This window comes from Mycolicibacterium arenosum (assembly GCF_024320865.1).
Classification (GTDB): Bacteria; Actinomycetota; Actinomycetes; order Mycobacteriales; family Mycobacteriaceae; genus Mycobacterium; species Mycobacterium arenosum.
In genome coordinates, this window is the sequence record NZ_JANDBD010000003.1 from 584,450 (window position 1) to 611,233 (window position 26,784).

23 protein-coding genes and 2 pseudogenes are annotated in these 26,784 nt (G+C 70.0%); 11 read left to right on the plus strand and 14 right to left on the minus strand.

Going from position 1 to position 26,784, the window contains the following annotated elements:
• Positions 1-2: 2 nt before the first annotated feature.
• From NM203_RS09790 to NM203_RS09800, 3 genes are all read left to right on the plus strand, one after another.
• The gene (locus NM203_RS09790; RefSeq protein WP_255059652.1) at positions 3-2,408 is read left to right on the plus strand and encodes a PEP-utilizing enzyme; all 2,406 of its coding nucleotides are present in this window, start codon (positions 3-5) and stop codon (positions 2,406-2,408) included.
• Positions 2,409-2,485: 77 nt separating this feature from the next.
• Positions 2,486-3,715: an acyl-CoA dehydrogenase family protein gene (locus tag NM203_RS09795; RefSeq protein ID WP_255059653.1), complete on the plus strand. Its 1,230-nt coding sequence runs from the start codon at positions 2,486-2,488 to the stop codon at positions 3,713-3,715.
• Positions 3,712-4,524 carry a tyrosine-protein phosphatase gene (locus NM203_RS09800; RefSeq protein WP_255059654.1) on the plus strand — a complete coding sequence of 271 codons (813 nt, stop codon included), beginning with the start codon at positions 3,712-3,714 and terminating at the stop codon, positions 4,522-4,524. Before NM203_RS09795 ends, NM203_RS09800 begins: the two co-directional genes overlap by 4 nt.
• On the opposite strand, the gene NM203_RS09805 is transcribed toward NM203_RS09800, so the two are convergent.
• The 10 genes from NM203_RS09805 to NM203_RS09850 form a co-directional block, all read right to left on the minus strand.
• Positions 4,521-4,817 carry a DUF503 domain-containing protein gene (locus NM203_RS09805; protein WP_255059655.1) on the minus strand — a complete coding sequence of 99 codons (297 nt, stop codon included), beginning with the start codon at positions 4,815-4,817 and terminating at the stop codon, positions 4,521-4,523. The two genes, NM203_RS09800 and NM203_RS09805, sit on opposite strands and share 4 nt — an antisense overlap.
• A 4-nt stretch (positions 4,818-4,821) precedes the next feature.
• Entirely contained in the window at positions 4,822-5,142 is a 321-nt protein-coding gene (locus NM203_RS09810) for an EthD family reductase (protein ID WP_255059656.1), read from the minus strand.
• 95 nt (positions 5,143-5,237) lie between these two features.
• Positions 5,238-6,791, minus strand: a complete 1,554-nt coding sequence (locus tag NM203_RS09815; RefSeq protein ID WP_255059657.1) for an HNH endonuclease signature motif containing protein — start codon at positions 6,789-6,791, stop codon at positions 5,238-5,240.
• 34 nt (positions 6,792-6,825) lie between these two features.
• Positions 6,826-7,308: a DUF456 domain-containing protein gene (locus tag NM203_RS09820; protein ID WP_255059658.1), complete on the minus strand. Its 483-nt coding sequence runs from the start codon at positions 7,306-7,308 to the stop codon at positions 6,826-6,828.
• Positions 7,309-7,312: 4 nt separating this feature from the next.
• On the minus strand, positions 7,313-8,023 hold the full coding sequence (locus NM203_RS09825; protein ID WP_255059659.1) for a haloacid dehalogenase type II: 711 nt from the start codon (positions 8,021-8,023) through the stop codon (positions 7,313-7,315).
• Positions 8,024-8,048: 25 nt separating this feature from the next.
• Positions 8,049-9,023 carry an NADPH:quinone oxidoreductase family protein gene (locus tag NM203_RS09830; protein WP_255059660.1) on the minus strand — a complete coding sequence of 325 codons (975 nt, stop codon included), beginning with the start codon at positions 9,021-9,023 and terminating at the stop codon, positions 8,049-8,051.
• A 31-nt stretch (positions 9,024-9,054) separates the two neighbouring features.
• Complete coding sequence (locus tag NM203_RS09835) at positions 9,055-9,918, minus strand: SDR family oxidoreductase (RefSeq protein ID WP_255059661.1); 864 nt, start codon at positions 9,916-9,918, stop codon at positions 9,055-9,057.
• Between the two features lie 57 nt (positions 9,919-9,975).
• Positions 9,976-11,370 (minus strand): aldehyde dehydrogenase family protein, encoded by a 1,395-nt coding sequence (locus NM203_RS09840; RefSeq protein WP_255059662.1) that lies wholly within the window; start codon positions 11,368-11,370, stop codon positions 9,976-9,978.
• A gap of 44 nt (positions 11,371-11,414) precedes the next feature.
• Positions 11,415-12,362 (minus strand): class I SAM-dependent methyltransferase, encoded by a 948-nt coding sequence (locus NM203_RS09845; RefSeq protein ID WP_255059663.1) that lies wholly within the window; start codon positions 12,360-12,362, stop codon positions 11,415-11,417.
• 117 nt (positions 12,363-12,479) lie between these two features.
• The gene (locus NM203_RS09850) at positions 12,480-13,115 is read right to left on the minus strand and encodes a TetR/AcrR family transcriptional regulator (protein WP_255059664.1); all 636 of its coding nucleotides are present in this window, start codon (positions 13,113-13,115) and stop codon (positions 12,480-12,482) included.
• 190 nt (positions 13,116-13,305) lie between these two features.
• On the opposite strand from NM203_RS09850, the gene NM203_RS09855 reads away from it, so the two are divergent.
• Positions 13,306-13,872 (plus strand): TetR/AcrR family transcriptional regulator, encoded by a 567-nt coding sequence (locus NM203_RS09855; protein ID WP_255059665.1) that lies wholly within the window; start codon positions 13,306-13,308, stop codon positions 13,870-13,872.
• The gene (locus NM203_RS09860; RefSeq protein ID WP_255059666.1) at positions 13,872-16,016 is read left to right on the plus strand and encodes an FUSC family protein; all 2,145 of its coding nucleotides are present in this window, start codon (positions 13,872-13,874) and stop codon (positions 16,014-16,016) included. Before NM203_RS09855 ends, NM203_RS09860 begins: the two co-directional genes overlap by 1 nt.
• On the opposite strand, the gene NM203_RS09865 is transcribed toward NM203_RS09860, so the two are convergent.
• Both NM203_RS09865 and NM203_RS09870 read right to left on the minus strand, forming a co-directional pair.
• Positions 16,013-16,984 (minus strand): pirin family protein, encoded by a 972-nt coding sequence (locus NM203_RS09865; RefSeq protein ID WP_255059667.1) that lies wholly within the window; start codon positions 16,982-16,984, stop codon positions 16,013-16,015. The two genes, NM203_RS09860 and NM203_RS09865, sit on opposite strands and share 4 nt — an antisense overlap.
• A 49-nt stretch (positions 16,985-17,033) precedes the next feature.
• Positions 17,034-18,749: a putative PEP-binding protein gene (locus NM203_RS09870; RefSeq protein WP_255059668.1), complete on the minus strand. Its 1,716-nt coding sequence runs from the start codon at positions 18,747-18,749 to the stop codon at positions 17,034-17,036.
• 102 nt (positions 18,750-18,851) lie between these two features.
• Here NM203_RS09870 and NM203_RS09875 point away from each other — a divergent pair, with 102 nt between their 5' ends.
• The 5 genes and pseudogenes from NM203_RS09875 to NM203_RS09895 all read left to right on the plus strand — a co-directional run.
• Positions 18,852-19,631: a DeoR/GlpR family DNA-binding transcription regulator gene (locus NM203_RS09875; protein ID WP_255059669.1), complete on the plus strand. Its 780-nt coding sequence runs from the start codon at positions 18,852-18,854 to the stop codon at positions 19,629-19,631.
• A 32-nt stretch (positions 19,632-19,663) separates the two neighbouring features.
• Positions 19,664-20,647, plus strand: coding sequence for a 1-phosphofructokinase (pfkB, locus tag NM203_RS09880; protein ID WP_255059670.1), 984 nt, complete (start codon positions 19,664-19,666; stop codon positions 20,645-20,647).
• Between the two features lie 21 nt (positions 20,648-20,668).
• Complete coding sequence (locus tag NM203_RS09885) at positions 20,669-22,660, plus strand: PTS fructose transporter subunit IIABC (protein WP_255059671.1); 1,992 nt, start codon at positions 20,669-20,671, stop codon at positions 22,658-22,660.
• 34 nt (positions 22,661-22,694) lie between these two features.
• Positions 22,695-22,952 carry an HPr family phosphocarrier protein gene (locus NM203_RS09890; protein ID WP_255059672.1) on the plus strand — a complete coding sequence of 86 codons (258 nt, stop codon included), beginning with the start codon at positions 22,695-22,697 and terminating at the stop codon, positions 22,950-22,952.
• Between the two features lie 213 nt (positions 22,953-23,165).
• Positions 23,166-23,450 (plus strand): annotated as a pseudogene (locus NM203_RS09895) (type VII secretion-associated serine protease); the annotation flags it as partial.
• Here the strand turns inward: NM203_RS09895 and NM203_RS09900 are convergent.
• Positions 23,447-23,572: pseudogene (locus NM203_RS09900) on the minus strand (ESX secretion-associated protein EspG); the annotation flags it as partial. The pseudogenes NM203_RS09895 and NM203_RS09900 sit on opposite strands and share 4 nt — an antisense overlap.
• 628 nt (positions 23,573-24,200) lie before the next feature.
• On the opposite strand from NM203_RS09900, the gene NM203_RS09905 reads away from it, so the two are divergent.
• On the plus strand, positions 24,201-25,589 hold the full coding sequence (locus NM203_RS09905; protein WP_308212820.1) for a MinD/ParA family ATP-binding protein: 1,389 nt from the start codon (positions 24,201-24,203) through the stop codon (positions 25,587-25,589).
• 11 nt (positions 25,590-25,600) lie between these two features.
• On the opposite strand, the gene NM203_RS09910 is transcribed toward NM203_RS09905, so the two are convergent.
• Complete coding sequence (locus tag NM203_RS09910; protein ID WP_255059673.1) at positions 25,601-26,752, minus strand: FHA domain-containing protein; 1,152 nt, start codon at positions 26,750-26,752, stop codon at positions 25,601-25,603.
• Positions 26,753-26,784 lie beyond the last annotated feature (32 nt).

The window sequence follows — 26,784 nt, forward strand, 5'->3', positions numbered from 1 at the left end:
CGATGAGAGTTGTTCTCGGCGGGCTCGACGGCTCGGGTGTCGGCGTCGGGGTGGCGCAGCGACTGACCAACATGGGCCACGACGTCGTGGGCGTCGGCCCGCGTCGGCCTGAAAGCTGGTACGGCAAAGCCGTTTTCGTCGAACTCGACACCATGGACGACGCCACGCTCGCGTTCGCGTTCGTCGGCGCCGACGCCGCCGCGCACTTCGGCGCCGACGCCAACGAGGCGACGGTGTTCGCCCGCACCGCCGCCGACTCGGGCGTGCCGCGCGTCGTCACGGCGCTCGACACCGGCTCGGACGCCCCCGGCGTGATCGTGGTGAGAACCGCGAAGGTACTGGGCCGCAACGTCGATGACGCCACCGTGCGCGAGTTCACCGGGCCCGTCATCCGCAGCTCCGCAGCCGACGCACCGCTGCGAGTCGTCCACCCCGAGGACGTGCAGCGCGTGTACGTCCGCTCGCTGCTCGACCACACGCTGCCCGGCGGTTTCGTCGACGTCGCCGCGCCCGGTCACACGTCGGTGCGGGCCATCGCCCGCGCGATCGGGCGGCGCGTCGTACCCGGCCGTGCCGCCGCGCCGCAACTCGAGCCCGACGCCGTGCGGCTCACCGAGTGGGGCGTGGCCCCCGCGTGGACCGCCGAGCGGTGCGTGGAGGATTTCGCACTCGCCTGCCGCGGTCGGATCACGCTGGGCGACAGGCTGCTCGCCTTCCCGTGGCGACTGCCGCGGGTGCGGTCGATCCCGTCGCCGGAAGCCCCGTCGGCCGACGGGGTGGCGCCGCAGCCCGCGGGCAGCGGGCTGACCAACGGCGAGTTCGACACCCCGATCGACCCCCGGTTCCCCGCATTCATCGCCACCAATCTGTCCGAGGCGCTGGCCGGTCCGTTCACGCCGTCGTCGGCATCGGTGTCCGTCCTAGGCACGCGTGCGGCGGGCATGGTGATCGCGGCGCGGTTGCGTCCCGGCGGCGCCGTGCAGCGGGAGATGGCCGTGCGCACCACCGGGGTGTTCGGCCACCGGTTGTACGCCGGCATGACGTCGGGCTACTTCATGGCCACGACGGTGCCTCTGGTGAAACCGGACATGATCCTGTCGGGCTTCTTCGGTAGGACGGCCGAGGGGCTGGAGTTGTTCGGCGCCGAACGTCCACCGGTCGAACCGCAGACCGTCGGGCGCTTCCTGCGTGCCGTGGTGACGTTCGCCAACAACCTGCTGGTGCTGTCGGCGGGGTCGAAGATCGACAGCCGCGACTTCGTCGCCGACGTCGCGCGGCTGGAAGAGCTTGCGGGCGAGCCGAAATCGCTCGACGACCGCGATCTGCGCACGCTGATCCTGCTCGGCCGCGACCACGCGGTGCAGGGCTGGGTACTCGCGTCGGCGTCCATCCTGGTGTGCACCGCGTACGGCGTGATCCTCCGGCTCCTCTGCGGGCGTGAGGTTCTCCCCTCGACCGGTCCCGAGCTGGCCAGCGCGCAGTCGCTCGGCGCCGTGCACCGGCTGGCCGCCGCCGCTCGCGCGGACGCGCCGACCGCCGAGCTGCTCGCCACGCCGGGCGTGACGTTCGACGACCTCGCCGCACAGGTCCCGGAGTTCACCGCCGCCTTCCGCAACGAGCTGGCGCTGATCGGTCACCGCGGGCCCGGTGAGGTGGAGATGCGCAGCACCACCTATTCGGACGATCCGAGCCTGCTGATGCGCATCGTCGCCAAGGCCGCGGAGCACGGCCCGCGCAACGCACCAGCGCCGCCGGACGTGCCGCTCTGGGTCCGGCCCGTCGCCGCCGCGGCGGCCGCCCAGCTGCGTGAGCGGGAGGTCCGGCGCGACCGGATGGTGCGGGCGATCTGGGTGGTGCGAACGCTGCTGCGCGAGGCCGGTCGCCGGTTGGTCGACGAGGGTCTGCTCGACACCGTCGACGACGTCTTCTACCTCCAAGTCGACGAGCTCGAGGCGCCGCCGCCCGACATGGCCGCGGTGGTGACGCGCAGGCGGGCGCAGCAGCGCACGCTCACCGAGATGGTTCCGCCGGAGGCGTTCAGCGGGCACTGGGACCCGACGCCCGCGCCGATGGCTCCGCTGGCGCCGGGCGAGGTCCTGCACGGCATGGGGGTCGGCGGCGGCCGCATGACAGGGCGGGTCCGGGTGATCGCGCCCGAGACCATCGGCGAGCTGCAGCCGGGCGAGGTGCTCGTCGCGAAGGTGACCGACGTCGGCTACACCCCGGCGTTCGCCTACGCGGCGGCCGTGGTCACGGAACTGGGCGGGCCCATCTCGCACGCGGCGATCGTCGCGCGGGAGTTCGGCGTGCCGTGTGTGGTGAACGCGCGCGGGGCGTCGACGCGCCTGACGCCGGGTGCCCTGATCGAGGTCGACGGGGCCACGGGGACGGTGACGGTCCTCGCGTGACGAGCGCTTGCGCGAGGAACCATCAGACAAGCTAGCTGCCCGTCGTTGTTCTCGACGGGTGTCATATCGTGACGGTCATGGACTTCGCGATGTCGGCCAAGGGCCGGGACTACCACGACCGGCTGACCGATTTCATGGTCGAGCACGTGTTCCCGGCCGAGGCCGCCTACGACGCGTATCGCGAGGAGAAGGGGCCCAAGGACCACACCGTTCCGCCGGTGGTCGAGGAGCTTAAGAAGCTGGCCCGCGACCGGGGGCTGTGGAACCTGTTCCTGCCCTCGGAGTCCGGGCTGACCAACCTCGAGTACGCGCCGTTGGCCGAGCTCACCGGCTGGAGCATGGAGCTGGCGCCCGAGGCCACCAACTGCGCGGCTCCCGACACCGGCAACATGGAGACGCTGCACCTGTTCGCCACTGAGGAGCAGAGCAAGCAGTGGCTCGAACCGCTGTTGAACGGCGAGATCCGGTCGGCGTTCGCGATGACCGAGCCCGCGGTGGCCTCCTCCGATGCGCGCAACATCCAGACGACGATGCTGCGCGACGGCGGTGACTACGTCATCAACGGCCGCAAGTGGTGGATCTCCGGTGCCGCCGACCCGCGCTGCAAGATCCTGATCGTGATGGGCCGCACCAACCCGGATGCGGCCAGTCACCAGCAGCAGTCGATGATCCTGGTGCCCACCGATACGCCGGGGGTGAGCATCGAGCGGTCGCTGCCTGTGTTCGGTTGGCAGGATCAGCACGGGCACTGCGAGATCTCCTTCGACAACGTCCGGGTGCCCGCGACGAACCTGCTGCACGAGGAGGGCAGCGGTTTCGCGATCGCGCAGGCGCGGCTGGGGCCGGGCCGCATTCACCACTGCATGCGAGCGATCGGCGTGGCCGAGCGGGCGCTGGCGTTGATGGTGGATCGGGTGAACAGCCGCATCGCGTTCGGTAAGCCACTGGCCGAGCAGGGCGTGGTGCAGCAGCAGGTGGCGTTGTCGCGCAACGAGATCGACCAGGCGCGGCTGCTGTGTCACAAGGCGGCGTGGGTGATCGACGAGAAGGGCAACAAGGAAGCGCGCAACGAGGTGGCGATGATCAAGGCGGTCGCCCCGCAGATGGCGTGCAACGTGCTCGACCGCGCCATTCAGGTGCACGGCGCCGCGGGTGTCAGCGACGACACCGTGCTGGCCCGGCTTTACGGCTGGCACCGCGCCATGCGGTTGTTCGACGGGCCCGACGAGGTGCACATCCGCAGCATCGCGCGGGCCGAACTGGGCCGGGAGAAGTCGGTCCTCGCCGCGGCGGTCACCGGCAGGTGACGTCGAACCCTGACGCCCTGTCAGGGGCGTGGAACTTCCGTGACGTCGCCGAGGAGACCGGCATCCGGCCGGGCCGGTTCTTCCGATCGAGTGAGCTGAGCGGGCTCGACGACGCCGGGCGGGCAGCGCTTCTCGGCTTCGGCATCACCCAGGTGGCGGATCTGCGGTCCGACCGCGAGGTTGAACGGCGTGGCGCGGGCCAGGTGCCCGACGGGGTGGCGATCCACCGGCTGCCGTTTCACGAGCTGTCGAAGCCGGGCGCGGAGGCGCCGCACGAGAGCAGCTTCCAGAAGTTGATGGAGGAGAATCAGGGGCGGGAGGACCCCGAAGACACAGCCGTCGCCGCCGGCCGGTTCATGACTGAGGAGTACCGGAACTTCCCCACCCTCGCGGGTGCGCAAACCGCTGTGCGCGAAGTGATTTCGCTACTCGCCGACGGCAAGCCCGTGATCACGCACTGCTTCGCGGGCAAGGACCGGACCGGCTTCACGGTCGCGATCGTGCTCGAGGCCGTCGGCATCAACCGCGACGCGATCCTGACCGACTTCCTGCGCAGCAACCAGGCGGTGCCTCGGCTGCGGGACAGCATCCTCGAGTCGATCCGGAACCGGACCGAGGAGACCACCGACGAGATCGTCACGTTCGCCGAAGCGCGGCTCACCGAGGAGGTACTCGGCGTGCGCGACGTGTACCTGCACACCGCGCTGTCGGTCGTCGAGGACCAGTTCGGTTCGGTGCCCGGCTATCTCGAGGCCCTCGGCGTCACCACGGCGGACGTGGATCGGCTGCGCGCCACCCTGATCGGCTAATCGTCGTCACTGTGGCGCAGTCGCCGCTTGGCTGACAGCAGCTCGAACTCGGGGCGTGCGGCCACCAGTCGCTCGGCCGCATCGAGGACGTCGACGACGTGCGCCCGGTCGGCGGCCACCACGGCGATCCCAATGCCCGCCCGGCGGTGCAGATCCAACGCGCCGGTCTCCGCTGCCGAGATCGTGAACTTACGCCGCAGTTCCGCCAGCACCGGACGGATCACCGACCGCTTCTCCTTGAGCGAATGCACATCGCCGAGCAGTAGGTCGAATTCGAGCCAGCCGATCCACACGGTCTCAGCCCTGCGGGACCTCTACGTCGGACATGAGGATGCGGACCCCACCGGTGGACAACCGCCCCAGCGCCTCGAAGAACACGCCCGCCTCCGGCGTCGTCACGGCGAGGCATGCGGCGTCGTAGTCGGGGTAGTACAGGTCGATCATCCGGTAGGCCGGCGTCGGTGACCCGTCCTCCTTCGGCCACACCTTGGAGGTCTCGAACCGGGTGTGTCCGGGGATCGCTCGCGCGGCCTCCAATTGTTCTGCCTCGTAAGCCGCTTCGAAGGCCTCCGGATCCACCGGGTTGTCGTAGATGACCGTGACCTTCGTTTCGGACATGGGAGGCTCCTCGAGGTGGGCAACGCGCGGACTCCTAGTATCGCAGCGTGGCCGCCGCGACACCGGGCAGCGCAGACCCGGATGCAGGTGTCGACTCAGAACGGTGGGGGTTCCTCGTCGCGCATGTTCTGTGCGCGTTCGGCTTTGATGCGATCCGCTCTGGCTTGAGCGCGGGTGCGTTTTCGGCGGGGCATCATCATCGAGCGGTACGGGCTGGGCGGCGGTGGCCGGGTGGGTCGGGGTGCGGGGGTGGTGACGTCGGCGCCGGGGAACAGCAGCGTGATGCCGGGCTTGGTGGTGTAGGTGTGCCCGGTGGGCGTGGTGGTGATGACCGTCCCGTCGGGCAACTGTTCCTCGGACCAGCCGGCGTGGAACGTCTTGATCAGATGATGCTTTCGGCAATCGCACTTGAGACCACCGGCATGCGTCGGCCCGGCCGGATACGGCACGGTGTGGTCGATGTCGGTGAACTCGGCGAGCCGATCGCAGCCCGGTGCCCGGCAGGTGAGGTCGCGCAGGCGAACGAAGTGATCGGTGGCCGCCGAGGGACGGTAGCCGGTGTCGGGGTCGGCTTTCGGGATTCGGATCGCTCGGGCTCTGCTGCCGCGGGCGATGAGGTCGGCCAGCAGGGGCGGGGGGACGACGCCGTGGCCGGGGATGATCGCCAAGGGCCGTGACTCGGGCCCGTCGTCGGGGACGGGTGGTTCCTCGACGTGGTCGTCGGGGCGGGTGTCGGCGTCGTGCTGGGCGTCCTCCTCGACCTCGTCGATCATCTCGTCGAGTTCGCCCTCCACGGTGCGGGGGCCGTGCAGATCGGACTCGGCCGCGCCACTGGCACTACCGGCGAGGGCGGTGTCGAGGGTGGCCCGGTCGGTGATGACGTGGATGCTCACACTGCCGGCCGCGGCGTCGTCCCCCTCGGCGGCGGCGCAGTCCGGGTTCTCGCATCGACACGCCAGGACGGTGGATCCGGCCATCAGCGCGGCGTGCGCGTCACCACGGCGCTGTTTGAGGGTGCGGGGGTCGTCGGGGCACACGCTGCGCGCCATCCGCCGGATCTGGGTGACGGCGATCGCGGCGTCGGGGCCGGCCATCCGACCCCAGTAGGCCACGGTGCCCGACCCGTCGTGGCGGCCGACGACGAAGTCGCGGTCGCGGACCTGCTCGCGGACCCGGTGCACCGCGGCGGGATCGATGCGGGCGATCTCGGCGTCGACGAGCTGCTCGAACTTCCACTCCGAGACCGGACCCCACCCGAGGATGCGGTCGGCCAGCACCCGATCCAACTGCGCCATCACGTCCGGATCGACGACGAGATCGGTGCGCTTGGCCAGGATCCAGACCCGGCGACCGGTGACCAGACCCCCGTGGAACAACTCCGCCACGCGCGGGAACCCGTCGCGCAACATGGTCGCGATCTCGATCTCCCCGAGCGCGCGGCCGTGCCCGATGTTCAACGCGGCCGAGATCTCCGCGGCCGCCCCGTCGACGGCATCGGCGGCAGCGTCCTCCAGCTCCACGCCGTCGCGCAGCCGGCGCCGCGCCAACTCCGCGATCGCCGCGTACTTCTCCGCATCCGCAGCCGCACTGGACCGAGCACGCGCGGTGATCACGTCCACCAACGCCGCCGCACTCAAGTCTTCGAACACATGTTCGACTATAGATTGCGGGTAGGACACTCCGTTAGAAGACCAGCACCGCGCCCAGCCACACCCCGGCCGCGAGCAGCGCACCCGCGAGTTCGACCAGGATCGACAGCGCGACGCCCTTCATCGCGTGCTTGGTCGACGTCCACGCCAGCCGCTGGTCCTTCCGCACTCCCAACTCGGCGAGGTAGACGCCCAGCACGAACCCGATGATCAGTCCCACCACGGGGATCACGAAGAAGCCGACGATGCCGAGTACGCCGCCGGCGAGCAGACTCCACGTGCCGACCTCGGCGGTCTTCATCCGCTTGGCCGGCCACAGGTACTTGATCAGCAGCGCCGCTCCGAGCAGAACCGTGACGACGCCGAGCGTCACCCACCCGATCGTGGTCCGCTCGACCAGCGCCCAGACCAGGATGGCGGCGAACACCAGCAGCGTTCCGGGTAGCAGCGGCAGCAGGATGCCGAGCAAGCCGACGAAGATCGCGACGCCGACCAGTACCAGTCCCAGGGTGTCCACAGGTTCAGCCTATGCGGCTGGCCAGCGTGCGCGCGAGGTCGACGAAGTCGTCAGCGGTGTAATCGAACTCGCCGTCCTCGACGCGGGGTGGCCTGCGGCCGGGGCCGCGCTCCAGCGGCCGGGCCACGTAGGCGGTCATCAGGCCCGCGTCCCGCGCGGCGCGCAGATCACTGGGATGCGCAGCCACCAGGGCGAGTTCTCCGGGCGCCACGTCGAGCAACTCCGCACACCCTAGGTACGCCTCGCGATCGGGCTTGTAGTGCCGGAACAGCTCGGCGGAGATCACGCAGTCCCACGGCAGCCCCGCCCGCTTGGCCATGTTGGTCAGCAGTGACACGTTGCCGTTCGAGAGCGTGGTGATCGTGAAGGAGCGCTTCAGCAGCGTCAGCCCCTCGACCGCTTCCGGCCACGGGTCCAGCCGGTGCCATGCGCGATTCAACTCGGCGACATCGTCATCCGGCACGACGATGCCCGCGCGGTCGAGGAGTTCGTCCAGGATCAGCCGGTGCAGGTCGTCGATCTTCAGCCACGGCAGCTCGCCGGTGCGCACCCGGTCCATGGCCGCCGGGTAACCGGCCCGCCAGGCGTCGGCGAAGGCCGGCCAGTCCTCGGCCAGGCCGTGCCTCTCGCCGAACATCTCGAGCTCGCCGATGATGCTGCTCCGCCAGTCCACCACGGTGCCGAAGACATCGAAGGCCAACGCGCGCAATGCCATTACCGGAGGCTCTTCGCGCAAGCGCTCATCGGCCCGGCTCCAGCACCAGCTTCCCCTTCACTCCCCCGTCAGCCAGCAGCTGCAGCGCCGCCCGGCCGTCGGAGAGCGGGTACCGCACCGGCGGTGGTGGACGTAGGCCCTCCTCCACCAATTTCGCGACACCCGCGGCGATCTCGGCCTGCGATCCCGGTGTGCGGTTGATGAACTCGCCGAGACCGACGCCGACCACGCTGACGTTGCGGAGCAGCAGCCGATTCACCTTAACGGTGGGAATGCCACCACCGGACGCGAAGCCCAGCACCAGCAACCGGCCCTCGGTGGCGAGCACCCGGATCGCGTCATCGAAGGCGGGCCCGCCGATCGGATCGACCACCAGGTCGACGCCGCGGCCGTCGGTGTGGTCGCGCACCGCCTGTGCCCAGCCGTCACTCAGCGGCAGCACGACGTCCGCACCGAGGGACCTCACGAAGTCCTCGGCGCCCTCCCGGTGCACCATGGCGATCACGTGCGCACCCATGGCTTTCGCGATCTGGATCGCGGCGGTGCCGACACCACCCGCCGACCCGAGCACCAGCACCGTCTCGCCGCTGCGAAGCCCGCCGCGGCGCTCCAGCCCGAAGTACATCGTGTAGTAGTTGCCCAGCAGCGCCACGGCCGCCGCATCGTCGACACCGGCCGGCGTGGGCACGACGCTCGTCACGGGCACCGCGACCCGCTCAGCCCAGCCGCCCAGCATCGACACCGACGAAACCCGTTGCCCGACAGTCAGTCCCGAGCCTTCCGGGGCGGACCGCACGACGCCGGCCACCTCGGTGCCCGGTACGAAGGGCGGGTCCAGCTTGAGCTGGTACTCGCCCCGGATCAGCAGCAGGTCGGGAAAGCAGACACCGGCCGCACCGACGTCGACGACCACCATGCCGTCGCCGGCAACGGGTTCGTCGACGTCGGTGTAGGCCAGTCCATCCGGGCCCGAAAGCGACTGCGCGACAATCGCCTTCATCAGCGCAGCCAATGGCTCTTCGCGCGAGCGCTCATCGCAGGTTGAACGCGGCCTGCTTCGCGGCGGACAGATCGGTGATCTCGGCCCACTTCTCGGCGATGTCGTCGACCGACGGCGGCGCGGTGAAGGTCAGGCCCTCGTTCTGGAAGAGCGCGGTGCGCTGCACCTTTCCGCCGCCGACGATGAAGATCGCATCGGTGTCGGGCACCTCCTCGGTGCACAGGTAGGCCACCACGGGAGCGACGAACTCCGGGGTGAGGTTCTTGAGCACCTCGGCCGGAAGAATGTCCTCGGTCATGCGGGTCGCGGCGATGGGTGCGATCGCGTTGGCCTTGATGTTGTACTTCGCGCCCTCCTGGGCCAGCGTGTTGATCAGGCCGACGAGCCCGAGCTTCGCGGCGCCGTAGTTGGCCTGGCCGAAGTTGCCGAACAGGCCGCTGGTCGAGGTCGCGACGACGACGCGGCCGAAGCTCTGCTCGCGGAAGTGCGGCCACGCCGCGCGGATCACGTTGTAGCCGCCGTAGAGATGCACCTTGAGGACGGCGTCCCAGTTCTCGTACGTCATCTTGTGGAACGTGCCGTCGCGAAGGATGCCCGCGTTGCTGACGACGCCGTCGACCTTGCCGAACTCGTCGAGAGCGGTCTTGATGATGTTCTCCGCGCCCTCGGGTTCGGCGACGCTGTCGTAGTTGGCGACCGCGCGGCCACCGGCCGCCTTGATCTCGTCGACGACCTGGTCGGCCATGTTGTGGCCGGCACCCGATCCGTCGCGCGAGCCGCCGAGGTCGTTGACGACGACGCTCGCGCCCTCCTTGGCGAGCGTCAGGGCGTACTCGCGGCCCAGCCCTCCGCCTGCTCCCGTGACGACGACGACGCGATCCTGTACTCCGGGCATGAACTTCCTAATCTCTCGTTCGACGCTGAAACAACTGACGAGGGGTGGCGCCCGAACTCAGAAGAGCTTGCGCGCCAGCTTCCACGCCTTATCTGTATACGGCGGGTAGATCATGGTCGTTAAGTCGGGTCGGGTCGGCTTGGTCAGCACGGACTTGCGGTGGCTGAACTCCTCGAAGCCGAACCGGCCGTGATACGAGCCCATCCCCGACGGACCGACGCCGCCGAACGGCAGCTTGGTGGTCGAGAACTGGAACAGCAGGTGGTTGACCAGCATGCCGCCCGCGGTCACCTCCTTGATGACGCGCTCACGAGTGGCCTTGCTCTTCGTGAAGAGGTAGGCCGCCAGGGGCTTGGGCCGCGAGTTCACGAAATCGATTGCCTCATCGAGGTTCTTCACGGTCACGATCGGCAGGATGGGGCCGAAGATCTCGTCGGTCATCAGCGGTTCGTCCAGCGCGGGATCGACGACGACCGTCGGCTCGATCTCGATGTTCGCGGCGTTGGAACCGCCACCGACCGCGACGTCACCCTTGGTGGCGGCCAGCGCCGCGGTGAGCCTGCCGAAGTGCCGCTCGTTGACGATCTTCTTGCCGCTGGACCCGGCCTCGAACTTGGCGATGGTCTCACCGATCTTCGCGACGAGTTCGTCGCGAACGGATGCGTCGACCAGCAGGTAGTCCGGCGCGATGCAGATCTGGCCGGAGTTGATCAGCTTGGTCCATGCGATCCGCTTGGCGGCGACGGCGATGTCGGCGTCGGCCGCCACGATGACCGGGCTCTTGCCGCCCAGTTCGAGCGTGACGGGCGTGAGGTGCTCGGCGGCGGCCTGGTAGACCTTGCGGCCGATCTCGGTGCCGCCGGTGAAGCAGAGCTTGTCGAAGCCCTGCGCGATGAGCTCCTGGCTGACCGCTCCGTCGCCCTCGATGACGGCGACGGCGTCGGTGTCGAGGTACTTGGGCACCAACTCGGCCATCAGCGCCGACGACGCCGGCGACACCTCGGACGGCTTGAGCACCACGGCGTTACCCGCGGCGAGCGCCCCGACGGCCGGGCCGAGGGTCAGGGCGAAGGGGAAGTTCCAGGCGCCGATCACCAGCACCACACCGAACGGCTCGTACTCGATCCACGCGCGGCCGGGCAGCTGCGCCTTCTCCAGCAGCCGGTGCTTGCGCTTGGTCCACTTGCCGACGTTCTTGGCGGCGTCGGCGGCTTCGCTCGCCGTGCTGGCGATATCCGCCAACCAGGCTTCGAACGGCTTGCGGCCAAGATCCTTCTCGAGCGCCTCGGCGATGGCGCCCTCGTTCTCGGTGACCAGCTTCTCCAGCGCCTCGAGCTGGCGCTTACGCCAGGCCACGTCGCGGGTGCGCCCCGTCGCGAACGTCTTTCGCAGCTTCGCGACGACGCTGGGGATGTCGGAGGTATCGGTGCTCGCAGGCGCGACGGTCGTCATAGCAGCCGATCCTAACCAACCAGCTGGTTGGGGAACAGAGCGTGCTAGCCCCGTTGCGCGGTCACGAACTCGGAGAACGCGCGCTCGTCGATCGGCTGGCCGTCGGTTTCGGCGGGCAACACCCAGCGGTCGAGCCTGGTCATCTCCTCCTGCGAGGTCACCGCCGACGCCGCCCAGCCGTGAGCGTTCAGCCACTCGGTGACATCGGCGCGGTCGGCGTCGTTGTACATCAGCTCGGCGATGTCGATCGTCTGTTCTATGTCGAACTTCTCCGACAGCTGCGCGAACCGCTCGCGCATCCGCTCGCGGCGGTCGGCGGCCTGCACCCCGACGGTTTCGACGGCGATGCGGCTGCTTGCGGCGCTGAGCTCGGTGATCCGCTCGAACAGCAGATCCTGTGCCTCGCTGGGGAGGTACATCAGCAGTCCCTCGGCCAGCCACGCCGTCGGTTTCTCCGGATCGAAGCCGGCGTCCAGAAGGGCAGCCGGCCAGTCGTGCCGCAGGTCGACGGCCACCTGCCTGCGTTCGGTGCTGGGTATCACGCCGTGCTCGGCCAGCGTCGCCGACTTGTACTCGAGCACCTTGGGCTGATCGATCTCGTAGACGACGGTGCCCGCGGGCCAGTCCAGCCGGTAGGCCCGCGAATCCAGTCCCGAGGCGAGGATGACGACCTGCTGGATGCCCGCCGCGGTCGCCGTCGTGAAGAAGCCGTCGAAGAAGTGGGTGCGCACCGCCTGGTAGTTCGCCATGTGAACGAAGACGGCGCCGACCTCGGGGTCCTCTTCGGACACCCGCGCCACGAAAGCCGGGTCGAGCATGTACTCCCAGGCGCCCGTACCCGCGCCGGCCACCAGGAGCTTCGCGTGCGGATCCGAGATGAGCGGGAAGTCGCGGTCGGTCTCCGCGGCCCGTGCCGCCGCGACCATGACGGCGGTCATCCCGACGCTCGTCGCAATGTCCCAGGTGTCGTCGTGGGAACGCAGAGAGCTCATCGGTACTCCAGTCGATTCGCGCTTGCAGCAAATCCGCCGCAAGTCTTTCGCGATGCTACCGAAATGAAGTTAGGCAAGCTATCCGCTGCCCGCGAGCGACCTGCGGTGCGGACCGAATCAGTCGCGCAGGGTCCAGAGCTTGTTCGCCAAAAGTCGCTCGAGGGTGTCGACGATCGTGCCGAGTTCGTCGTGCCCGCCGACGTAACCCGCGTAGAAGCCCATCCCCCACATGACCGCCACCAGCATCTCGACGAGAGTCGGCACGTCGGTGTCGGTCGTCAGCTCGCCGCGTTCGATCGCGTCGGTGACAGCCCAGGTGACGAAGGCGCGCGACGTCTTGAGCGAGTTGTGCTCGTCCCGGCTCAGCTCCGGGTGGCGCTGGGACTCCAGCACGGACGTGACCAGGAAGGCCGCCGCCGAGCGATCACGGGAATCGGCCTGCATCGCCGCCGAGAAGAACGCCGAGAGACGCTTCAGAAGTGCGGTTTGCCCCTGCGCCTTCTCCATGCCCGCGGCAACCACCATCTCGTTCGTCTTCTCGACGACGTCGCGGTAGAGAACACGCTTGCTTGCGAAGTAGTGGTTAATCGCCGGACGGGTGAGATCGGCGCGAACAGCTATCGCCTGGAAAGTCGCTGCGTCATAGCCGAGTTCGCTAAACACTTCGCGAGCGGCCCGCACGATGCGCTCACGGGTCTCAGCCGCCTTCGCTGCGGGCGGACGTCCAGGACCCCTGGTTGCGGTATACGGCACGGTCAAATTGTGCCATAAGACATGCGATATTCCGCTACGAATCAGTTGCGGAAACGTCAATCTTTTCCTTCCAGCAAACCGACAGGGACGTAAGTCGCCGCACTTCACGCGTTTCGGCCGACCATCTCTGACGCTTGCGTGACGGAATCCGTAGGTGAGGGGGTAGGCGCGACAACTAGGGTTTGCACCCATGGCCAGCGTGGTATCGCGGGAGGCGTACTTCGAAACCGGCCTCGACGTGCTGTCCGACCTGGGATACGGCGGGCTCAAGCTCGCCGAGGTGTGCAACCGTCTCGGCGTCACGACCGGCTCCTTCTATCATTACTTCGCGAACTGGTCGGCCTACACCCGCGATCTCGTTGCGCACTGGGAGCAGGTCCGCACGGTCGGCGTCATCGAGACGCTCGCGCGCGAGCCCAACCCCCGAACCCGCATCGGCGCCCTCATCAACGAGGCCCTGGGCCTGCCGCACGGCGCCGAGTCCGCCATCCGCGTCTGGAGTTCCATCGACCGCGACGTCCACACGGTGCAACTCGACGTGGACCAGCAGCGCTTCGACGTCCTGCACGACTCCGCGCTGGAGATCCTCGGGAACGAGCGCCAGGCTGGGCTGTTCGCGTCGTGGGGGCTGTACCTGCTGGTCGGCTACGAGCAGGCGCTCGTCCGGTGTACCCCCGAGGATCTGCGCTGGATCGCCGACCAGCTGCTCGACGCGTTGGACTCGGGCCGGTTCGGCACCGCCCCCGACGCCGACTGATGCCGACGCCCGCTGACCTGTGGCGTAGAGCGGTACAGCGGATCCGCGAACGCGATCCCGAGAACGACGCCTTCCGCCGTGCGCTCCGCGCGGGCATCGTGCTGCCACTGGCTGCTGTCGTCGGGTTCGCGGTCGGCGGCTCGCAGACGCCGCTGTTCGCCATCTTCGGATCGGTGGCGCTGGTGGTCATCGCCGACTTCCCGGGTAACCGCCCGGCACGCGCGCTGGCCTACTGCGGGCTGGGACTCAACGGTTTCGTCCTGATCACCGTCGGGACGCTGGTGGCGCCGCACCCGTGGCTGGCGGTCGCCACGATGTTCACGCTCGCCGTGGCGGTGACGTTCTCCGGCGTGCTCAGCGAGATCGTCGCCGCCGGGCAGCGCTCGACGCTGCTGACGTTCGTGCTGCCCGCCTGCACGCCGGTCGGGCCGATCCCGGAGCGGCTGCTCGGCTGGACGATCGCGCTGGCGCTCGCGCTGCCCGCGGCGATGTTCCTGTTCCCGCCGCGCCACCACGACGATCTGCGCAGGCACGCCGCCGCCGCCTGCCGCACGCTGGCCGACCGGCTCGAGAACAGCGCGACCGGCGAGGACGTGACCGCCGCGATGACCGCGCTGAAGGACAACTTCCTCGGCGCCGACTACCGGCCCGTCGGGCTGACTGCGGGAAGCCGCGCCCTGGTGCGCGTGGTCGACGACCTGCAGTGGCTCAGTGACCGCGTCACCGAGACCACCGGCGCCGACCTCTTCGAGATGCGGATCCCGCTGGTCCGCGTGCTGCGGGCGAGCGCGGGCGTCCTACGCACCCCGCGCGGCGAGGACCGGGCGCGCTATCAGGCCGAACTGTCCGCCGCGCTGGCCGAGCAGCGCGTCATCGCCCAGAACCGCTACCGCGACGACCTCTCGGTGATCCTCGGTGAACCCAGCGACGCCTCCGCGATCGGATCGGGCAGGCGGTTGCTGAGCCTGCGGACGATCTCGGCGTGTGTCGCCGCGACGGGTCGCGTCATCGGCCTCGCCGCGGCCGCCGACGCGCGGCCGGTGTGGGCGCGCGTGCTGGGCAGGCGGCTACCCGAAGCGGGGGCCGCCGACCGGGTGCTGTCGGAGTCCGAGGCGATCGCCCACCTGACGGCGGGCTTCATCGAGACGCGGGCCGTCGTCGTCCGCAACAGCGTGCGCACCGGACTCGGGCTGGCGCTCGCGGTGGCGGTGACGCACGTGTTCCCGGTGCAGCACGGGTTCTGGGTGGTGCTGGGGGCGATGTCGGTGCTGCGCAGCAGCGCGCTCACCACCGGAACGCGCGTCGTGCGCGCCGTCGCGGGGACCACGCTCGGCTTCCTGCTCGGCGTGGTGCTGATCGAACTTCTCGGTGTCGATCCGCCGGTGATGTGGGTGCTGCTGCCCATCGTCGCGTTCGGATCGGCTTACGTCCCCGAGGTCGCGAGTTTTGTTGCAGGACAGGCGATGTTCACCATGATGGTGCTGATCATCTTCAACCTGATCGTGCCGACGGGCTGGAGCGTCGGCCTGATCCGGATCGAGGACGTCGTCGTCGGCGCACTGGTCGGAGTCGTGGTGTCCACACTGCTGTGGCCGCGCGGCGCCACTTCGCGGGTGGCCAGGATCGTCGATGCGGCCTACGCCGTGGGCAGCGACTACCTGACCGCCACCGTGAGACGCGTGACGCGCGGCGCCTACGAGGAGGCCAATGACCGGGTCACGGCTCTCGGCCACGACGCGCTCACCGCGTCGCGCACCCTGGATGACGCCGTCCGGCAATACCTTTCGGAGAGCAGCGGACCGACCGATCTGCGCGCACCGGTGATTCGCGCATCGAACCGGGCCGTGCGGTTGCGCAACGCCGCCGAGTTGATCGCCGACGTCACGCCGCCGCCGCTGGCCGCGTACCCGCGGGTGCGCCGCGTGCTCGAGACGCACACCGCTGCGGTATGCGACCGGGTTCGGGGCAGCGCGCCCGAGCACGAAATCGGACCCATCAGCGACGACTTCGTGCTCGCGCTGCGGGCCGAGTCCGACGGCAGCGAGCTGTCCGTGTCGGCCGCGTTACCGCTGCTGACCGTCGCCGCCAACATCGGCGAGCTGGAGCTGCTCTACCCCGAACCCGTTGTCGCTTTGCAGATTTAGCGGGAGGTGTGCGGCATCAGAGCGTTCGGCGGAATGGTGCCGAACCTGCCCGCCTGGTAGTCCTCCATCGCCTCGATCAGCTCGATCTTGGAGTTCATGACGAACGGCCCGTAGTGGAACACCGGCTCGCGGATCGGCTGCCCACCCAGCACCAGCACCTCGAGCGCCGGCCGGTTCGAATCCTGCCGGCCAGCCGCCGCGACCGTGATGCGATCGCCCTTGCCGAACACGGACAGCTGACCCTGCTCGATCGGGTTGCCCTCGGGCCCGACGGTGCCGCGGCCGGACAGCACGTAAACCAGCGCGTTGAAGTCCGGATTCCACGGCAGGCTCAGCGTCGCACCCGGCTGAATCGTGCTGTGCACGAATGTGATCGGGGTGTGCGTGCCACTCGGGCCGCGATGCCCGTCGACGTCACCGGCGATGACGCGGACCAGCGTGCCGCCGTCACCCGAGGCGAGCAGCGCGGCGTCGCCGCCCTCGATCGCCTGGTACTTCGGCGTCGCGAACTTGTCCTTGCGCGGCAGGTTCACCCACAGCTGGATGCCGTGAAAAGTGCCGCCGCTCTCGACGAGTTCGGCAGGCGGCGTCTCGATGTGCAGGATGCCCGCACCCGCCGTCATCCACTGGGTCGCGCCGTCGGTGATGAGGCCACCGCCGCCGTGCGAATCCTGATGGGCGAAGCGGCCGTCGATCATGTAGGTGACGGTTTCGAAGCCGCGGTGCGGGTGCCAGTCGGTCCCGCGCGGTTGACCGGGCTGGTATTCGATCTCGCCCATCTGATCCATGTGGATGAACGGGTCGAGGTCGGCCGCGCGGACGCCGGCGAAGGCGCGCACGACGGGGAAGCCCTCGCCCTCGTAGCCGCGCGGGCCGGTGGTGATGGAACGGACCGGGCGGTCACGTTCGGTCACCGTCGGGTCGGCGATACGGGGAAGGGTGAACGTGTCTGCGGTGATGGCTGGCATCGGTAACTCCTCGGTCGGAACTACCGCGTATAACCGGACTGCGGTCCGATTATTCCAGGGCGGTCATCGCGGCGGCGCGGGCGTCGGCCGCGCTCGCCGTCGTCAGCGCGGCCTCGGCGGCGGCGCGGCACTGCTCCAGCGTCACGCGGCCGAGCCTCGCGCCCACCGCGGCGACGGCCGCGGCCGCCGCGGACAGCGACGACACCCCGAGGCCGACGAGCACGCACGCCAGCACCGGGTCCGCGGCGGCCTCGCCGCAGACGCCGACCGGCTTGCCGACGGCCGCGCCCGCTTTGGCAGCGGTCGCCACCAGCGAGAGCACCGCGGGCTGCCACGGATCGGTCAGCGTGGCGAGTTCGGCGGACATGCGATCCGCGGCCATCGTGTACTGCGTGAGGTCGTTGGTACCGATGGACAGGAAGTCGACGTGGTCGAGGATGCGATCGGCGAGCAACGCCGCGGCGGGCACCTCGATCATCACGCCGGGCGTCAGGCCGACGGCGCGCACGTGGCCGGCGAAGTGCGCGGCCTCGGCGGGCGTCGCGATCATGGGCGCCATCACCCACGGCGACGTGCCGGTGGCCTCGGCGGCCTGCGCGATCGCCTCGAGCTGCCGCGTCAGAATGCCGAGGTTGCCGTCCGCGATGCGGATACCGCGCACCCCGAGCGCCGGGTTCGCCTCGTCGGGGTGGCCTGCGAACTTCAGCGGCTTGTCCGACCCGGCGTCGAGCGTGCGCACCACGACCTTGCGGCCGGGGAAGGCGTTCAGGACCTCGGCGTAGATGGCCGCCTGCTCGTCGACCGTCGGCTCGGTGTCGCGGTTCAGGAAGCAGAGTTCGGTGCGGAACAGGCCGACGCCCTCGGCGGGCGTCTCGGCCGCTGCGCGCGCGGCGGCGCCGTCCTGGACGTTGGCCAGAATCGCGACGACCTGGCCGTCCGCCGTCGCGCCGGGGCCCGTCCACTGGTTCGCGAGATCGGCGTCGCGCTGCGAACCCGCGACGGCCGCGGCGGCGGTCTGTGGATCGGGCGACACGGTCACGGTGCCCAGTGTCCCGTCGACGGCGACCATCGTGCCCACGGGCACCGCGTCGAGACCGTCGACGGCCACGACGCACGGGATCCCCAGCTGCCTGGCGATGATCGCGGTGTGGCTGGTGGGCCCGCCGAGGGTGGTCGCGAGCGCGACGACCAGTGACGCGTCCAGCCCCGCGGTGTCGACGGGCGCGAGGTCCTCGGCGCACAGGATCGACGGAACGTCCGGCACCGGCACGCCGGGTTCGGGCAGTCCGGTGAGCTCGGCGATGACGCGGTCGCGGATGTCGCGCAGGTCGGTCACGCGCTCGGCCATCAAGCCGCCGAGCTGGGTGAACATCGTGACGAACTGATCGACCGCCCCGATCACGGCGGTGACGGCGGGTGCGCCTCCCCCGATCCGCTTCTCCGCGGCACCGATCCACGCCCGGTCCTGAGCCAGCGTCGCGGTAGCCGCAAGCACCTCCGAGGCGGCCCCGGTCGCGAGGGCGGCGCGGTCTCGGAGCCGCGCGGCCACCGCACCGGCGGCGGCGGTGAACCTGGCGGCCTCGGCGGGCCGATCCGCCTCTGCGACGTCCGGAGCCGGGGCGTCGGCGTCCAGTCGCGGGCGGCTGCCGGGCCTGATCACCGGTGCGTACTGCACACCCGCGACGGCGGGAACGCCCTGCAGGACGGTTCCGGCGGCGAGGGTGCCGGCGGTGGAGGGTGACGTAGTCGTAGTCGACGAACTCATGTGAACCAGATTACAAGAAATGATTGACAAGTCAACACGGTCGGGAGTAAAACAACATATATCAACATTCAATCCGGGCATTTCCCACAGGGACGGAGGGGCATGTACGCCGAAGAGCGCCAACAGGCCATCGCCGCGCACGTCATCAACAAGGGACGGGCATCGGTGGCCGACCTCGCCAAAACGTACGACGTCACGACCGAAACCGTGCGGCGCGACCTGGCCGCCCTCGACCGGGCGGGCGTCGTGCGGCGCGTGCACGGCGGCGCCGTTCCCGCCCGCGCCCTGCACCTGGTCGAACCGGGTGTCGGCGAGCGCGAGGAGACCAGGGCCGACTACAAGGACGCCATCGCCGCGGCCGCCGCCGAGTTCTTCCCCCTCAGCGGCGCCTCGATGCTGCTGGACGCGGGCACCACCACCGCCCGTATCGCCTCGATCCTCCCCACCGACCGCGAACTCGTCGTCGTCACCAACTCCGTCCCGATCGCCGCGCGGTTGGCCGGCGTGAGCTCGGTGACGCTGCAACTGCTCGGCGGTCGAGTGCGCGGACTGACCCAGGCCGCGGTGGGCGAGCAGGCACTGCGGGTGCTCGACTCGCTGCGCGTCGACATCGCCTTCGTCGGCACCAACGGCATCAGCGTGCGCCACGGCCTCTCCACTCCCGACAGTGAGGAGGCCGCCGTGAAGCGCGCCATGGTCCAGTGCGCCAACTACGTCGTCGTCGCCGCCGACTCCACCAAGGTCGGCCGCGAGGATCTCGTCAGCTTCGCGCCCATAGAGGACGTCGACACCCTGATCACCGATGCCGAGATCGACGACGACGACCGCCGTCAACTGACCTCCGCAGGCGTCGAGGTCATCACCGCAGGAGCTTCCGAATGAGCACACAGCGAGTAGCCGAAGGCGGATCGCGCATGACCACAGTCGTCACCGTCACCCCGAACCCGAGCATCGATCGCACCGTCACCCTCGGCGGCGCACTGACCCGTGGCGCCGTGCACCGCGTCACCTCGGCGACCTCCGAACCGGGCGGCAAGGGCGTCAACGTCGCCCGCGCGCTCGCACTCGCCGACGTCGACGCCGTCGCGCTGCTGCCCGCCGCCGAGTCCGATCCGTTCGTCGCCGCGCTGGTGGCGGCCGCGGTGCCCGCGCGCTGCGTACCCGTCGAGAGTGCCGTTCGCACCAACCTGACGATCACCGAATCCGACGGCACCACAACGAAACTCAACGAGCCCGGCGCACACCTCGATGGGGCGGCACTGGTCGCGCTGACACAGACCGTCGTCGCCGCGGCCCAGGACGCGTCGTGGGTGGTGCTATCGGGCTCGCTTCCACCGGGCATGCCGGAGTCCTGGTACGCGGACGTGGTGGCGACGCTGGCCGACCTGCCCTGCCGCGTCGCCGTCGACACCTCCGAGGGACCGCTGGCCGCCCTGGCCCGCGCCTTCGGCACCGCAGCCCCGGATCTCATCAAGCCGAACGCCGAGGAGCTCGCCAGCCTGGTCGGCGCCTCCGCCGACGATCTCGAACAGGCTGCGGCGCAGGGCGATCCGGGCCCCGTGGTGTCGGCGGCGCGCCGGCTCGTCGACGAGGGAGTGGGCACCGTCCTCGTCACGCTCGGGGCGGCGGGGGCGGTGCTCGTCGACCGCCTCGGCGCCTGGATGGCCGCGCCGCCGCCGATCACACCGCGCAGCACCGTCGGGGCGGGTGACAGCTCGCTGGCCGGGTACCTGCGCGCCGAAGTCGCGGGAGCCGAACCGGCCGAACGCCTCCGCATGGCCGTCGCGTACGGCAGTGCGGCGGCCGCCTTGCCGGGATCGGCACTGCCGTCGCCTGCGCATCTCGATTTGTCCGCCGTCAGGGTGCACGCACTGGCACCCGCGTCCACCCGTCCGTAACACCAACCAGAAAGTAGCGAGATGTCCACCACCACAGCTGAACTCGTCGCCCTCGATGTCGACGCAGGCGGCGACAAGGAGGCCGTCATCGGCCTGCTCGCCACCCTGGTCGACGGCGCGGGCCGCACCACCGACCGCGACGGCCTCGTCGCCGCGGCGATGGCCAGGGAGGCGCAGTCCGCCACCGGCCTGCCCGGCGGCATCGCGATCCCGCACTGCCGCTCCCCGCACGTCGACACCGCGACCATCGCGTTCGCGCGGTTGGCGCCCAAGGTCGACTTCGGCGCGCCCGACGGCCCGGCCGACCTCGCGTTCCTGATCGCGGCTCCCGAGTCCGGCGGCTCCGAGCACATGAAGCTGCTCTCGAGCCTCGCCCGCGCCCTCGTCCGCAAGGAGTTCGTCGAGTCGCTGCGCACCGCGGCGTCGGCCGACGACATCGTCGCGCTCGTCGAGGGCGTCGTGAACCCGGCCCCCGCCCCCGCGGCCGAAGCCGCCACCCCGGCACCCGCCGTGGAGCCGAAGCGGACCACGACGCTGATCGCGATCACCGCGTGCCCCACCGGAATCGCGCACACCTACATGGCCGCCGATTCGCTGGCGCTGGCAGCCAAGGAAGCAGGCGTCACCCTGCACGTCGAGACGCAGGGCTCCTCGGGAAGCACCCCGGTGTCACCCGAGACCATCGCCGCCGCCGACGCCGTCATCTTCGCCACCGACGTGGGCGTCAAGGACCGCGGCCGATTCGCTGGTAAGCCGGTCATCGCCTCGGGCGTCAAGCGCGCCATCAACGAGCCCGCCAAGATGATCAGCGAAGCCGTCAGTGCGGCAAGCGATCCCAGCGCGGCGCGGGTCGAAGCCGCCGCGGGCTCGTCGTCGCCGTCCTCGGGTACCCCGGCCGGAGGTGGGGTCGGGTGGGGCACCCGCACCCGGCAGATCCTCCTGACGGGCGTGTCCTACATGATCCCGTTCGTCGCCGCGGGCGGTCTTCTGATCGCACTCGGCTTCCTGTTCGCGGGATACGAGATCGCGGACAACGGCAAGGACATCGCGCTCAACAACTCGCTGACCAACCTGCCCGAGGGCGGGTTCATGCAGTACCTCGGCGCGATCCTCTTCACGCTCGGCGGCCTGGCGTTCAGCTTCCTGGTGCCCGCGCTGGCCGGTTACATATCCTTCGCGATCGCCGACCGACCCGGTCTCGCACCCGGATTCACCGCGGGCGCGCTCGCGGTGTTCGTCGGGGGCGGCTTCCTCGGCGGTATCGCGGGCGGTGTGATCGCCGGCTTCACCGCCCTCTGGATCAGCAGCTTCAACGTCCCCCGGTGGTTGCGCGGCCTGATGCCGGTGGTGATCATCCCGCTGTTCGCCTCGCTCGTCGTGGGTCTCATCATGTTCTTCCTCATCGGCCGTCCGCTGGCCTGGGTCAACACCAGCCTCACCAACTGGCTCACCGGTCTGTCCGGTACGTCGGCCATCCTGCTCGGCGTCATCCTCGGTCTGATGATGTGCTTCGACCTCGGTGGCCCGGTCAACAAGGCCGCCTACGCGTTCGCCACCGCCGGTTTGGCGGCGGCCACCACCTCGAGCTTCGAGATCATGGCCACCGTCATGGCCGCGGGCATGGTGCCGCCGCTCGCGATGGCGTTGGCGACCGTGGTCCGGCCGGGGCTGTTCAGCGAGCCGGAGCGTGAGAACGGTCGGGCCGCATGGCTTCTCGGTGCGTCGTTCATCTCCGAGGGCGCCATCCCGTTCGCGGCCGCCGACCCGCTGCGCGTCATCCCGTCGATGATGTTCGGCGGAGCGATCACCGGAGCCATCTGCATGGCGGCCGGAGCGACGTCACGGGCCCCGCACGGCGGAATCTTCGTGCTGTTCGCGATCGACAACAAGCTGTGGTTCGTCATCGCGATCCTGGCGGGCACCGTCGCCGGCGCCGCCGCCGTCGTCGTCGCCAAGCAGTTCGGCAAGCCCAAGGTCGACGCCGAGCAAAGCCCGGCGCTGGCCACCGTCTGATCCAATCAACCCCAACCCCTCGAAGGAGAACGCCATGCCATCCAAGATCGTCACCGTCGGTTCCGCCATCGGCCTGCACGCCCGTCCCGCCGCCGTCATCGCCGAAGCCGTCGTCAGCGCCGGGGTGCCCGTCACCCTCGCCGTCGACGGAGGTGAACCCGTCGACGCCGGTTCGGCGCTGATGATCATGACGCTGGGCGCCGGGAACGGAGCCCAGGTGACCGTCGCGTCCGACGACGAAGCCGCGCTGAACACCGTTGCGGATCTCGTCGCGCAGGACCTCGACGCCTGAGCTGAGTCACCCCCGAGGGGCGGCGATTGGCCTGAACAGGGCCGTCGCCGCCCTTCGTGTTCGGGCGGCCGAGAAACCGGACTGACCCCCTGTCGGGACACCATAGGATGACCTGGTGCAAGAGGTCAGGGGGCTAAGCGTAGGGCGATGCGCCGAAGGGGGTGGCGTGCCTTGCGGCGTGTCGTCATCCTGCTGATCGCGTTCACGCTCGCGATGCTGAGCGCCCCTCCGGCCTTTGCCATCGAACCCCCCGTCATCGATCCCGCCGCACTCCCACCCGACGAGACGGGGCCCGACCAGCCGACCGAGCAGCGCGCCGTATGCGGAACGCCGACGGCCTTTCCGAACTCGAACTTCGTCGACAAGCCGTGGCCCAACGACTACCTCCGCATCGCCGAGGCGCAGAAGTTCGCCACCGGTGCCGGCGTCACCGTCGCGGTCATCGACACCGGCGTGAACGGGTCGCCGCGGGTGCCCGCCGAGCCCGGTGGCGACTGGGGAATGTTGGGCAGGATGGCCATCGTCACCGGGAACTCGCTGAGGTGGAGTTGGTCGGCGATGACGAGCATGCCGTCGATGGTGACCTCGACGGCGACGACGTCTTCCAGGTGCCCCGTCATGCGCCGACCTCGGCGCGCGCGGCCGCCGGCTCGCCGGGGTGCGTGACGTGCACACGCAACTCCGTGGACATGTGTGGGACCCCCTGAGCGCTTTCCATCTACTACCTCGTCGTCGCGGGCGGCACGGCGCGTGGCAGATCTCGACCCAAAGTAGCCGTCATCGGAGTGGACGGCCATCCTGTGCCATGCCTTTGCCAAGCTGTCCCGCGCCGACATTCGCCCGCGCGACCAGATCGAGCCGTTTCATGCCTGCCGCCCCTTTCGCCGGAAGCGAGCCTATCAGCGGTTTCGAGGGGCCCGGCGCACCAATTCTCCGCCACGGCGCCAGTTCGCCACGTCGGCGGAAAAGCGAATGTTTCACGTGAATAACCCTGTGCACCAGCCTTTTACGACCGGCCTGAGAAGATTTCGTCGACATTCCTCCTCCGAACGTCGCGTCCCACGCCACCCCGGCGGTGCCGCCAACCGGTCCCCGCAGGGCCGCTCGGCCCGGCCCCCCAGCCATCCCCCACCGGTGGATGCGCCCCGTCTGCCATCGGTTAGCTGAGCAGCCGCTCAGTCCCGGATCTCACCGTCGCCGCCCGTCCGTGGTTGATACTTGAGTGGACGGGAAAGGAGCCCCACCACCGTGAGCGACCGCGACGACGCCCTGCGCAGGGATCTGGGCTGGACCGGACCCGAGGACGCCGACTACGAACCGACGCCCGCGGAGCCGACGTTCACCCCGGCCGCGACGCCGTTGCCCTCGCGTCCGCCCGTCGAGTACACCCCGCCCGAGGCCGCACCGGAGCCGCCGCGCGAGCCTCCGAGCCGCCCGGCGTCACAGCGATTCGGGCCGCCCCCCGGCACGCCCAGGGATACCGGGCCGCTGAACCGGCCCGACGGCTCGCCGCAATGGACTGCACAGCCCGGCTGGCAGGGCCCTCCGCCGCCCCAGCATCAGCCACCCCCGCAGCCCCCCGCGTCGCGGCCGTCACACCCGCAGGGCCCCGCGCCCGGTCAGCAGCTGCACCCGGGTTGGGCCGGTGGCTACCCGCCGCCGGGAGCGCAGGTGATGCCGCCCCCACCGACGGGTTCCTACGCCGATCGCATTCGGGCCGACCAACTGGTCCCCACCAAGCGCACGCCGCCGGGGAGCGGCTGGCGCAAACTGCTGTATCGCGCCACTTTCGGACTGGTCAACCCCGGCCAGTCCCCGGACGAGATCCAGCAGGCCGCGCAGGAGAACCGCATTCGATCGGTACTCCGGGGGCACTACAAGATCGGCGTGATGGGAAAGGGCGGCGTCGGCAAGACCACCGTGTCGGCCACCATCGGGTCGATCTTCGCTGAGTTGCGCCAGGACGATCGGGTGGTCGCCATCGACGCCGACACGTCCTTCGGCAAGCTGGGCAGCCGCGTCGACCCCAAGGCGATGGGGTCCTACTGGGAGCTCGCCACCGATCAGCACCTCGAGACGTTCGCCGACGTCCGCAGCCGCGTCGGCAACAACGCCGCGGGCCTCTTCGTTCTGGCGGGCGAGGCCAGCCCGGCGCGCAGGCGCGTCCTGGACCCGGCGATCTACCGCGAGGCGACCGCGAGGCTCGACCGCTACTTCACCATCTCGATCGTCGACTGCAGTTCGACGATGGACTCCCCGGTCACCCAGGAAGTGCTCCGCGACCTGGACGCCCTCATCGTGGTGTCGTCGCCGTGGGTGGACGGTGCCGCGACGGCCGGCCAGACCATGGACTGGCTGGCCAACCGCGGACTGACCGGCCTCCTGCGACGCACCGTCGTCGTGCTCAACGACTCGGACGGGCACGTCGACAAGCGCACTCGCGCCATCCTGGCGCAGCAGTTCGCCGGGCAGGGTCAGGCCGTGATCGAGGTGCCGTTCGACGCGCACCTGCGACCGGGCGGGGTCATCTCGGGGACCCGCGATCTGGCGCCGGCGACACGTCGCAAGTTCGTCGAGATCGCCGCGGCGCTGGCCGAGCACTTCCCCACCAACGACGATCGCCACCGGGAGCGCTAAGACCCACCCAGTCAGGCGAGCTGCTCGAGCAGCGCCTCGATGAGCGCGGTCTCCGCGGCGGACACCGGCTGATCCGCCTCCGCCTGCGCCAGCACGTCCTCCGGTACGCCCGCCGCCTGCGCGATCTCCCCGACCGTCAGCGCGGCGCGCCGCCGGGCGGCGTACAACCGCTGGCCCAGCGTGGCCGTGCTCGCCGTCGACGCCAGCAGGGTGAGCTCCTCGATCTCGCGCCGCACGGTGCTCAGCGCCTTGATGAGCGTCGGCGTCACCCGGCCGATTCGGGTGGCCCGAGCGGCGACCGCCTCCAGCTGCCGCAGGTCGACCAGGATCGCACTCGCGCGCGGGGTGAAGTCGGCGTCCTCGAGCGGGGGTAGCGCGTCGATGGTCGACCCGAGGCTGTTCACCGCGGCCTCCACCGCCTGTGCGATCAGCGCCGACTCGTCTCCGCCCACACCGGCTTGCGCGGCCGGGGTCGGGTTGGCGCTCGGGGTCGCGGGTGGCTGGACGTAGACGACGCCGCTCGGCTGGGTCGGCGGGGTCGACCGGCCCTCCTTGATCTGGGCAATGGTGCCCGACGGCCACTGCAGGACCTCTTCGAGCCTGGCTCGCGTGCGCTCGCGTGGCCAGCTTCGCCCCTTCTCGAATGCGATGAGCGCGCCGGCGTTGATGATCCCCTCGGCGGCGAGGCTGCGTTGGCTGATGTCGAGCTCTCGCCTGCGTGCCGCCGCGGCCGCGCCCGCACGGACCATGCCGGGGTGCAGCGACACGGTCGACTCGTCCTCATCCCGTTCGATCGGCACCAGGAGGTTGGTCGACTCGTCCTCCGCAGGCCGCGGCGGGACGGGCGTGACCTCGAACCGCACCAGCGGTCCCGCCGCCGGATCACCCAATCGAACGGCCATCCCGTCGGTGAGCACCGCCGAATGGGTTCGCGACGACCCGATGAACATCCCGTTCATGCTGGTGTCGGAGGCAACCCACGCGCCGTCGACGAGTTCGAGACGGACGTGCACCCTGGAGATGCGCGAATCGTCCAGCTGCACCTGCGCGTGCGGGTCGCGGCCGATGGTCGCGGTGCCCATCCGCGGGGACACGACGTACGTCGAGCGGTCGGTCCGCACGACCAACGAACCCGGTTCCAGGTTCGCCTCTGAACTCGTCATCTCGATACCCCACACGGTGTCGCGCGGCTGCT

Bases quoted from the DNA above. Each gene is read 5' to 3' on its own strand.
- NM203_RS09865 (WP_255059667.1), bottom strand. From the start codon at position 16,984: ATGCCAGCCATCACCGCAGACACGTTCACCCTTCCCCGTATCGCCGAC.
- NM203_RS09840 (WP_255059662.1), bottom strand. From the start codon at position 11,370: ATGACGACCGTCGCGCCTGCGAGCACCGATACCTCCGACATCCCCAGC.
- NM203_RS09855 (WP_255059665.1), top strand. From the start codon at position 13,306: ATGGCCAGCGTGGTATCGCGGGAGGCGTACTTCGAAACCGGCCTCGAC.
- NM203_RS09885 (WP_255059671.1), top strand. From the start codon at position 20,669: ATGTCCACCACCACAGCTGAACTCGTCGCCCTCGATGTCGACGCAGGC.
- NM203_RS09870 (WP_255059668.1), bottom strand. From the start codon at position 18,749: ATGAGTTCGTCGACTACGACTACGTCACCCTCCACCGCCGGCACCCTC.
- NM203_RS09875 (WP_255059669.1), top strand. From the start codon at position 18,852: ATGTACGCCGAAGAGCGCCAACAGGCCATCGCCGCGCACGTCATCAAC.
- NM203_RS09910 (WP_255059673.1), bottom strand. From the start codon at position 26,752: ATGACGAGTTCAGAGGCGAACCTGGAACCGGGTTCGTTGGTCGTGCGG.
- NM203_RS09890 (WP_255059672.1), top strand. From the start codon at position 22,695: ATGCCATCCAAGATCGTCACCGTCGGTTCCGCCATCGGCCTGCACGCC.
- NM203_RS09835 (WP_255059661.1), bottom strand. From the start codon at position 9,918: ATGCCCGGAGTACAGGATCGCGTCGTCGTCGTCACGGGAGCAGGCGGA.
- NM203_RS09825 (WP_255059659.1), bottom strand. From the start codon at position 8,023: ATGGCATTGCGCGCGTTGGCCTTCGATGTCTTCGGCACCGTGGTGGAC.
- NM203_RS09790 (WP_255059652.1), top strand. From the start codon at position 3: ATGAGAGTTGTTCTCGGCGGGCTCGACGGCTCGGGTGTCGGCGTCGGG.
- NM203_RS09810 (WP_255059656.1), bottom strand. From the start codon at position 5,142: ATGTCCGAAACGAAGGTCACGGTCATCTACGACAACCCGGTGGATCCG.
- NM203_RS09795 (WP_255059653.1), top strand. From the start codon at position 2,486: ATGGACTTCGCGATGTCGGCCAAGGGCCGGGACTACCACGACCGGCTG.
- NM203_RS09860 (WP_255059666.1), top strand. From the start codon at position 13,872: ATGCCGACGCCCGCTGACCTGTGGCGTAGAGCGGTACAGCGGATCCGC.
- pfkB (WP_255059670.1), top strand. From the start codon at position 19,664: ATGACCACAGTCGTCACCGTCACCCCGAACCCGAGCATCGATCGCACC.
- NM203_RS09830 (WP_255059660.1), bottom strand. From the start codon at position 9,023: ATGAAGGCGATTGTCGCGCAGTCGCTTTCGGGCCCGGATGGACTGGCC.
- NM203_RS09845 (WP_255059663.1), bottom strand. From the start codon at position 12,362: ATGAGCTCTCTGCGTTCCCACGACGACACCTGGGACATTGCGACGAGC.